8 protein-coding genes are annotated in these 8,117 nt (G+C 61.4%); 2 read left to right on the top strand and 6 right to left on the bottom strand.

Annotated features, from left to right (window positions below; translation table 11 throughout):
- Positions 1–98 precede the first annotated feature (98 nt).
- The 6 genes from EOA78_RS34190 to EOA78_RS34165 all read right to left on the bottom strand — a co-directional run bounded on the left by EOA78_RS34190 (position 99) and on the right by EOA78_RS34165 (position 6,144).
- Positions 99–503 carry a DUF559 domain-containing protein gene (locus EOA78_RS34190; RefSeq protein ID WP_127320002.1) on the bottom strand — a complete coding sequence of 135 codons (405 nt, stop codon included), beginning with the start codon at positions 501–503 and terminating at the stop codon, positions 99–101.
- A gap of 69 nt (positions 504–572) precedes the next feature.
- Entirely contained in the window at positions 573–2,483 is a 1,911-nt protein-coding gene (locus EOA78_RS34185; protein ID WP_127320000.1) for an ATP-binding protein, read from the bottom strand.
- Between the two features lie 24 nt (positions 2,484–2,507).
- A complete protein-coding gene (locus tag EOA78_RS34180; RefSeq protein WP_127319998.1) occupies positions 2,508–3,653 on the bottom strand; it encodes a hypothetical protein in 1,146 nt (381 codons plus the stop codon).
- A gap of 35 nt (positions 3,654–3,688) precedes the next feature.
- A complete protein-coding gene (locus EOA78_RS34175) occupies positions 3,689–4,777 on the bottom strand; it encodes a hypothetical protein (protein ID WP_127319996.1) in 1,089 nt (362 codons plus the stop codon).
- 214 nt (positions 4,778–4,991) lie between these two features.
- The gene (locus EOA78_RS34170; protein ID WP_127319994.1) at positions 4,992–5,384 is read right to left on the bottom strand and encodes a hypothetical protein; all 393 of its coding nucleotides are present in this window, start codon (positions 5,382–5,384) and stop codon (positions 4,992–4,994) included.
- A gap of 148 nt (positions 5,385–5,532) precedes the next feature.
- A complete protein-coding gene (locus EOA78_RS34165; RefSeq protein ID WP_127319992.1) occupies positions 5,533–6,144 on the bottom strand; it encodes a thymidine kinase in 612 nt (203 codons plus the stop codon).
- Positions 6,145–6,362: 218 nt separating this feature from the next.
- Here EOA78_RS34165 and EOA78_RS34160 point away from each other — a divergent pair, with 218 nt between their 5' ends.
- Positions 6,363–7,310, top strand: a complete 948-nt coding sequence (locus tag EOA78_RS34160) for a choline ABC transporter substrate-binding protein (RefSeq protein ID WP_127319990.1) — start codon at positions 6,363–6,365, stop codon at positions 7,308–7,310.
- Between the two features lie 152 nt (positions 7,311–7,462).
- The coding region (locus tag EOA78_RS34155; RefSeq protein ID WP_127319988.1) for an ABC transporter permease subunit at positions 7,463–8,117 on the top strand (655 nt) is incomplete at its 3' end.

The raw sequence follows: 8,117 nt of genomic DNA, 5'->3' as shown, positions 1-8,117 counted from the left end.
GCAGCAGATCGGATTTCGTGGCGGGGCTCATGTTTCCTCCTCCCCGTTCACGGGGAGAAGGTGCCCGAAGGGCGGATGAGGGGCGGCGCAAGCGCTCATCATCTTTTCTCTACGATTGATGAAGGCAGAAATTTTGCGTCGATGGCAATCATTTTCCTATCCAGTCGACCGTCGAGGACCGCCACGATCGTATCAAGCACGCTCTTGCGGCTTGCCAGGACATCGGCGTGCCACACCCTTAATACCGACCAACCATTCCGATTCATCGTTTCGTCCCTGTACCGCGATCGATTTACGTGCTGGCTTCCATCAACTTCCACGACAAGATTGGCTTCACGGCAGGCGAAGTCTGCGAAATATGGACCGACTGGCAGCTGACGAACGAATTTATGGCCATTCAATCGCCGACCACGCAGTTCGCTCCATAGCTTTTCCTCGGCATCGTTCTCAACCCTCCGAAGTTGCCGGGCCTTTGAGACTTTCATCTCATTTCTGCTTCGCATGGTGCTGCCCCTCATCCGCCCTTCGGGCACCTTCTCCCCGTAAACGGGGAGAAGGAAGGGACGCCGAGCTCAAGCATTCCACAGGCCCTTCTTCTTCAGCTCTTCGATCTCGCGCACCGCGCGGTCGCGCAGGCGGGTGTCGCGGATCATCTTGGTCACCGCCGCGTCGTCGGACTTGTCGGAATAGCGGAACTCCGAGTCGGCGTAGCGGTTGACCTCCTGCATGACCATGTCCATCGAGAACGGCCCGCGCAGTTCCTCGATCATCGCCTTCTTGTCGTCGTAGCCCTTGTGCATGAAAACTTCCGGCTTCTCGAACCATTCGTCCGGCAGCTCGATGTCCATGGCGCGCATCTTGATGGCGTCGGTGACGTTCTTGATGGCGCGGCCGGTGAAGCGGGGCTCGGCCTCCTTGATCATGTGCAGATAGGTGCCGATGTCGGCCATCGACTTCGGTGCGCCGTGCTCCTTCATGTAACGCTCATAGACCTTCATCAGCCCGTCTTCCCTGGGCTTCTCGTGCTCTTCATAGGCCTCCATCACCGCGCGCTGGATCTCCTGGGCGGCATAGAGCTTGTGGTCGCCGAGCGGGATCTTGTGGTTCTTGCCGGCGAGCAGCACGAAGATGTCGATATAGTCGTCGCGCGTTTGTGGCCCATCGACCAGCCAGCGGGCGCCGGCGCGCTGGCGCAGCGCATCGTCGACGTTTTCGGGATAGTTGGAGAACATGCCGAAGGAGCAGTTGCCGCGCACCACCGTGGCCGCACCCCCGAATGCGTCCATCAGGACGCCGGTGATTTCCTGCTGGCCGGCCGAGGCGCGATCGTCTGAGCGGCGTGCCGCCACCTGATCGATATCGTCGATGGTGCCGAAGCCGATGACGCGCGGGTTCAGCACATTGTTGATGAACTGGCGGCAGTTCTGGCCCGACTTGCCCTGGTAGGAGGAGATCTGGTCGACACCGAAATTCTCGTAGGCGAAGGGGTAGCCGGCGACCTGGCAGTAACCGTTGACGAGACCGGCGATCATCTGGATCAGCGTCGTTTTGCCGGTGCCGGGCGCGCCGTCGCCGATGAAGGTGAACAGGAAGCCGCCGAGCTCGACGAACGGGTTCAGCTCGCGCTCGAAATCGTAAGCCATCAGCATCTTGGCGAGCTTGATCGACTGGTACTTGGCGATGTGGTTGCCGACGACCTCTTCCGGTTTCTTGAAGGTCATCACCAGCGGCTTAGACCGCTTGCCCGGCGCGACGTCGAAGCCGTCAAGGGTGAAGTCGTCGATGTCGATGCGGATATGCGCGTTCTCGAACGGACCGATGCCGTCGAAGCGGCCCTTTCGCGCCAAAAGCCCGTCGATGGCGACACGGGCGAAGGCGCGCGCCCGGGTCATCAGTTCGGCGTCGTCCTTCGCGCCTGATATCGCCCTGTCGAGGCCGGCCACGATCGACTTCACCGCGTCCTGCGGGGTGTCGAACAAGAAGTCCGGCTCGGGCGTGTCGTTCGGTGCCTCGCCGTCGCTGTCGATCAGCTGGAACAGATAGGAGGCCAAGCTGAAGGCCGAAATATAGGCCGAGGCCGACAGCAGCTTCTTGAAGGTGGCGGCCTCTTCGCCTTCGAGCGGCGCGCGGGCGTTTTTCGCCTGCAGGCTTTCGAGGTCGGAGCCTTCGGCGAAGACGTCTGAAATGGCCAGTGCGATTGCCAGCCCGCGCCGGGTGCGAAACAGCAGCATGTGCTGCGCAATGCTCAGCAGCTGGTCGTCGGGATGGACGGCGGCGACGGTCTTGGAAAGCTCGACCTCGCGCGTGCGGCGCACCGAGCCGACCGAGACGGTCGAGACGAAGCGGCGATTGGTGCCGGCCAGTGCGGTCCCGGATTCCCGCGACGGGTCCTCCAGCACGACGATGCGGGTGATGAAGCTCTGCGCCGTGGCGCGGTGCTTTTCGATTGCCGCTTCCGAAATGGTGGTCAGGCCGGTGTCCATGAAGGATGCTCCGCGGTTTGACGGTCAGACGTCACTGATGACCTGTCCTTTGGACAGGATGTGGACCTTGTAGCCTGAAAAGATCTTCTGCGCCTCGCCGGCGGCATAGAGCGCCTGATAGGCCTCATGCGGGATCAGCGCATGCTTTTCGTAGCTCGACACGCCCTGCCGCGCGGCCTCGAGATCGTCGGTGTCGATGAAGAATTCCTGCGTCGTCTTCTCGCTCGAAAACAACCCCTTGCGGCCCGGCTTCTCGGCCTTCGAATAGACCTCCTGGATGGTCCAGGTCAGCAGCCAGGCGTTTTCTGGCTTGCGCACCTTATCCAGCACGTCGCTCACCGTCGAATTGTTGTCGGTGATGCCGGCCGAATAAAAGGGCCCGAGCACGACGCGGCGCAGCTGCTTGGGGTGGAGCGGCTCGAAATCCTTGTCGAGGTTGACGGCGATCGTCGCCGGCGACAGCGTATAGGCGGAATTCTTCTCGGTGAAGTCGTCGAAGCGATGGGCAAGCTCGGGATTGAGAAGCCCTTCAACGGGAAGCGGGATGTCGACCTTGTCGTTGAGCTTGCCATTGCGGTCGACAAGCTGCCGGACCATCTCTTCGGAGGAATCCTCGACCGTCACCATGTAGACCAGCGGCAGGTTGGCGCTGCCGTCGAAGGCGGCCCAATGGACGAGATAGTAGGGCCGCCCGGTCTTCGGATTGACCGAGACTTTTGCCGTCTGCGCCAAGGTGAATGGCCCGAAGGTCGTCTCGCTCCTGACGCCCTCCAGATAGAGCCGCTCGGCCATCGACTTCTGCAGCGCCTCGGGGAATTCCTTGTGGCGCAGGATGAAGTCGGCCATTTCCTCGCGCAGCTCGCCGGCCAGCGGGATGTTGGCGAGCCGCGTATCGGCCTGGCGGCGGTCGTTCTCCAGCTCGAGCACGTTCTGGAAGACCGGAAAGCCGCTTTCGGCGCGCGAAATTCGGAACGTCTCCATGAAGCCCAGCCGGTTGCGCCAGCAGGAAAAGGAGTTGTCGAGCCGCGCAATATATTCGGCGACGATCTTGGCGACGATGCCGTGCCGGTAAAGCGGCGAGCGATCGTCGCGCATGAACACTTCGAGGCCGCTGAGTGCCGCCGTGATCGCCGAGAAATAACGCGTTGCCGCTTCGTTTTCGGGGGTCATGCAGCCAGCCCTTAGGAGGTATACGAGTGCAGCAATTACGACTGCACGTAGTTTGCCGCATTGTGCTTTTTCAGCACCTCGTCGAAGCGGCGGGCGAAGGCATCGTCGGCCAGCTTCTTGCGGCGCTGGATGTCGGCGGTCGCCACCATGTTCTTCTCGTGCATTTCGAGGAGATCGCCGATGTGCTTCTGCGAGGCAGCGCCGATGCCGGCCATGGTCTCCTCGGCGGTGTTGTCGACCTGGCTGCCCAGGGTGTTGATCTTGTGGGCGACGTCCTGCTGGGCGGCGGTCTTCAGCGAATCTTCCAGCGCCTTGTAGAGGACGATGCGCTGCTCGGTATCGATGGTCAGCTTGTTGATCAGCGTCGACTGCGCCGCGATCTGGTTGTTGAGCGAATCGACAAAAGTCTGGAACATCGAGGTGTAGCGTTCCAGCGTCTGGCTTTCGGCCAGCAGCTCCTGCTCCTTGGCCTGCTTCTCGTTGTATTCCGTGGCCAGTTTCGAACGCTCGCCCTCAAGCTGCGTGCGCTCCTTCTGGCTGGTCGAGGCGGCGATCTTGTTCTCGATGTCGAGCAGCATCGGATTGAGCTCCTCAATGCGCTTCTGCACGGTCTCCAGATTGGACATGGTCGCCTTGCGGCGCTCGATCACCTGCGACAGGCTGGCCTCGGAGGTCTTGTAACGCTGGTCAAGGATCTGCTTCTGCGCCTTGAGGATGCCGACAATGGTGTCGGATTTCGCCAGCAGCTCCTGCAGATTGCCGGCCAGCGACATGTTGCGGACGCGGTCGGTGCGCATGCGCTGCTTGCTCTGGTCGGAAAAGATACCGACGAAGCTTTCCCAGCCGGTGTAGTTCTTCATGCTCTCGAATTCGGCGCCGAAGACGTTGGTGGCGTCCTCCAGCCCGATGATCAGGTCGGCGATGTTGCCTTCCATCACCTTCTGCTGCTTCAGCACATCCTCGATGCGGGCGTTCTCGAGGTCGAAATTGGCGTCGCCGATCTTCTTGTCGGTCTTGGCGAGCGTGTCGAGCACCGTGCCGGATTGCTCGATTTTGGTGCGCATGTCCTGCACGACCTGCTTGGTCTTGGCAATTTCGGCATCGAAATTCTGCAATGTCGCCATAGGGGCCTCCCGCTTCGGCATCTGTTCGTGTCGCGAACCGCCGCGAATATATGTGCGGCATAGGGGGAAGGGAAGGCGGAAGATTAGGCCTGATAAGGAAGGCGGCGAAAGCTGAAACAAAAAAAGCCCGCCTCAGCGGCGGGTCATTGGCGCAATCAGCACCATCCGCAAATCAATAGCATAACTGTCATCACAAAGCAGCGGATTGCGGTTCTCAGCTTGAATTTGGCGAGAGAAGCCACTCCGCAAGTCGCCCATCGATGGCAAAGTGGATTTCCGGCGTGGAGAGCATGTGGATGACCTCTAAGGTCCGCTCATCGGCGAACTCAATGTCATCGCGCAATTCGACCAAATCGGCCCAAGCCTCCACGTCCTTTGCGTCCAGCTTCCCAGCTAGGAAACGCAAGAGGACGCTCCGGATGTGAGCGTAGGTGAGCGTGACCAGCGGCTCCGGGTAATCCCAGCCAAGCGGTGCCAGGACCGACTGAAGCTCGGCAACCGGCCGGTCCAGTTCGAGCACCGAGAGGAGAATGGATCGGCGTACTTCCTCTTGCGTGGGGCGGCCGTATGCTTGCCACTTTTTGTAACGGCCGCGTCTGAACGTCATGCCGGACCCCGTGCTTTCCGCTAAGCATATAGCCGTTTCCCCATATCTCAAACTGAGACCCCACCCGTTCCTTCCCCGGTCGGTTGCCGTCTCTGCATCTGTTGAAGACTTCTTGCCGAGCGCGGCGTCGCCGTCCGGCATGCGCTGGTCAGGCTTTGGTGAAGCCGATGAAATCGTCGGGCGCGGCGCGGCCCATTTCTTCTTCCCAATGGCGGCGGCAGAGCGAGACATAGACATCCTTGCCGATCGCCACCTGTTCGCCCTGTCTCGCCACCTTGCCGTCCGCGCCGAGGCGCACGACCATCGTCGCCTTGCGGCCGCAGCGGCAGATGGTGCGCACCTCGCGCAGATCGTCGGATATCGCCAGAAGCGCGCGCGAGCCGGAAAACAGCTTGCCCTGGAAATCCGTGCGCAGGCCGTAGCACATGACCGGGATGTTCAGCCGGTCGGCGATGCGGGCAAGCTGCCACACCTGCTCCTCCTCGAGGAACTGCGCCTCGTCGACGAAGACGCAATGCACAGTCGTGTGGTCGTGATGCTCGGCGACCCGGGCAAACAGATCGTCGCCGTCACGGAACATCTCGGCCTCCGTCTCCAGGCCGATCCGCGACGAGATCAGCCCGGTATCGCCCTTGCGGTAGTGGCCGGCGACGAACAGCATCGTCGTCATGCCGCGCTCGCGGTAATTGTACGAGGCCTGCAGCAGCATCGTCGTTTTGCCGGCATTCATCGTCGCGTAGTGGAAGTACAGCTTGGCCATGCCGCCGTTTTAAGCCGAGTTGTCCCGGCGCGGGGAGGGGGCGTCCCTACATTCCACCGGAAAAGCGGCGAACGTGTCGCTGATCGGCCAGCCCGCGCCGTTGGTCGCGATTGTCTTATCGCTTGAAACCGCACCAGAATGGTGTTTGGCTGACGAAACAAGGCGGAGACAAAACCGCAACTTCGCTTCGCCGATAGATCACAATGGGAGAATACATAATGTCGCGTATGAAACTATTCGCCGCCGGCTTCGGTCTGGCGGCATTTCTTTCCGCGGGCGGCGCACTCGCCGCCGAGCCGGAAAGCTGCAAGCCGGTGCGTTTTGCCGATGTCGGCTGGACCGACATTGCCGCCACCACCGCTACCGCCAGCGTCATCCTCGAAGCGCTCGGCTACGAGCCCGACGTGCAGGTGCTGTCGGTTCCGGTCACCTATACCTCGCTGAAGAACAAGGACGTCGACGTCTTTCTCGGCAATTGGATGCCGACCATGGAAGCCGACATAAAGCCCTATCTCGAAGACAAGTCGGTCGAGACGGTCGTGACCAACCTCGAAGGCGCAAAGTATACGCTTGCCGTGCCGCAGCACACCTATGACGCCGGTCTCAAGGATTTCGCTGATATCGCCAAGTTCAAGGACAAGCTCGACAACAAGATTTACGGCATCGAAGCCGGCAATGACGGCAACCGCCTGATCCTCGACATGATCGCCGCCGACAAGTTCGGCCTGAAGGATTTCGAGCTCGTCGAAAGCTCGGAGGCCGGCATGCTGTCGGCGGTGCAGAAGGCTGCCGCATCGGGCGAAGACGTGGTCTTCCTCGGCTGGGAGCCGCATCCGATGAACGCCAACATCAAGATGGCCTATCTGTCGGGTGGCGACGAGGTGTTCGGCCCGAATTTCGGCGGCGCGACCGTCGCCACCAATGTCCGGGCCGGCTACACCACCGAATGCCCGAACGTCGGCGCGCTGCTCAAGAACTTGGTGTTCTCGCTCAAGATGGAAAATGAGATCATGGGTGCGATCCTCAATGATGGCGCCGACCCGAAGGCCGCGGCTACCGAATGGCTCAAGGCCAATCCGGACGCGATTACCCCATGGCTCGCCGGTGTGACGACCTTCGACGGCGGCGACGCCGCGGCCGCCGTGAAAACTGCGCTGGGTTCGTAGCAGATTTACACCCTCCCCCTTGCGGGAGGGTCGGCGCGGCACGCGCCGCGGTGGGGGTGGTGCAGAACGGAGCATAACCGTGACCACCCCACTCCGCTGCGCGGTTCGACCCACTCGCCAAGGGGGCGAAGTAGAATGAGGGGACATTTGCCATGGATCCGGTTTCGCAACTGATTTCGAGCTTCAAGATCCCGATCGGGCGGTGGGGCAAGACGTTCTTCGACTTTCTGACCACCAATTTCGAATGGTTTTTCGACAGTATCGCCGACGGGCTCACCGTCGTTCTCGACGGGTTGGTCGATCTTTTGCTGCTCGTCCCGCCGGTTCTCCTGGTTGCCGCCATAGCCGGGCTTGCCTGGTACCTGCAGAAATCATGGAAGCTGGCGCTTGCCGTCGCGATCGGCCTCCTCTTCATCGTCAACCAGGATCTCTGGCAGGAAACCGTCGAGACGCTGGTGTTGGTCGTGGCCGCCGCTGCGGCCTCCATGGCCATCGGCGTGCCGATCGGCATCTGGGCGGCGCATAACGAGCGTGGCTACCGCTATCTCCAGCCAATCCTCGACCTGATGCAGACGATGCCGACCTTCGTCTACCTCATCCCGGTGCTCATTCTCTTCGGCCTCGGCATCGCTCCCGGCCTCATCGTCACCGTCATCTTCGCCGCTCCCGCGCCGATCCGCCTGACCTATCTCGGCATCACCTCGGTGCCGAAACCGATGATCGAGGCCGGCGAGGCCTTCGGCGCGACAAAACGCCAGCTCCTGTGGAAAGTAGAGCTGCCGGCGGCGCTGCCGACCATCATGGCGG

It is taken from the genome of Mesorhizobium sp. M5C.F.Cr.IN.023.01.1.1 (assembly GCF_003997585.1).
Classification (GTDB): domain Bacteria; phylum Pseudomonadota; class Alphaproteobacteria; order Rhizobiales; family Rhizobiaceae; genus Mesorhizobium; species Mesorhizobium wenxiniae.
Note: the sequence above shows the minus strand (reverse complement) of the source record. Positions and strands in the feature narration are given on the sequence as shown.

Bases quoted from the DNA above. Each gene is read 5' to 3' on its own strand.
- EOA78_RS34170 (WP_127319994.1), bottom strand. From the start codon at position 5,384: ATGACGTTCAGACGCGGCCGTTACAAAAAGTGGCAAGCATACGGCCGC.
- EOA78_RS34160 (WP_127319990.1), top strand. From the start codon at position 6,363: ATGTCGCGTATGAAACTATTCGCCGCCGGCTTCGGTCTGGCGGCATTT.
- EOA78_RS34185 (WP_127320000.1), bottom strand. From the start codon at position 2,483: ATGGACACCGGCCTGACCACCATTTCGGAAGCGGCAATCGAAAAGCAC.
- EOA78_RS34180 (WP_127319998.1), bottom strand. From the start codon at position 3,653: ATGACCCCCGAAAACGAAGCGGCAACGCGTTATTTCTCGGCGATCACG.
- EOA78_RS34190 (WP_127320002.1), bottom strand. From the start codon at position 503: ATGCGAAGCAGAAATGAGATGAAAGTCTCAAAGGCCCGGCAACTTCGG.
- EOA78_RS34175 (WP_127319996.1), bottom strand. From the start codon at position 4,777: ATGGCGACATTGCAGAATTTCGATGCCGAAATTGCCAAGACCAAGCAG.
- EOA78_RS34165 (WP_127319992.1), bottom strand. From the start codon at position 6,144: ATGGCCAAGCTGTACTTCCACTACGCGACGATGAATGCCGGCAAAACG.